Source organism: Limnohabitans sp. Rim28 (genome assembly GCF_000293865.2).
In the GTDB taxonomy this organism is placed as follows: domain Bacteria; phylum Pseudomonadota; class Gammaproteobacteria; order Burkholderiales; family Burkholderiaceae_C; genus Limnohabitans_A.
This window is the reverse complement of record NZ_ALKN02000060.1, coordinates 1-421: the sequence shown is the minus strand read 5'-3', so window position 1 is coordinate 421 and position 421 is coordinate 1. Positions and strand designations below refer to the sequence as shown.

The 421-nt window shown below is 53.7% G+C and carries 1 pseudogene; it reads right to left on the bottom strand.

Features of this window, described 5'->3' with window-relative positions:
- A pseudogene (locus B472_RS16845) lies at positions 1–371 on the bottom strand (heme utilization protein); the annotation flags it as partial.
- Positions 372–421: the final 50 nt, after the last annotated feature.

Below are 421 nucleotides of genomic sequence, written 5' to 3'. Positions count from 1 at the left end.
GTGGCAGACAAAGCACTGAACTGTTCAGTGGTCATGTTCTCAATGAACGCCGTGTCTAAGGTGCCAACCTGCGCCGCTGTGAGCTGGTTGATCTGGGCTGTGTCCAGTTCGACAAGGTCACCAACATCCAAAATATTCAACTGGTCAGATGTCAAGGCTTTCAGTTGCGTGTTCGTCATGTTGACAACCTGATCCGATGTCAAAGCCTGCAACACAGTGGTGGTCAAAGCCGAGAGGTTGCTTACCGATAAGGCAGCAATGTCCTCGGTGCCCAGGGCCGCAACCTGATCGGCGCTCATCGCGTTGATCTGTGCCGTGCCCATGGCCCTGACCTGTGTGCTGGTCAACGCGGTGATTTGGTCCACGTCCATGAACTCAATCTGACTTGTGGTCAGCTTGGTAAATGTTGCGTGGCGCATCA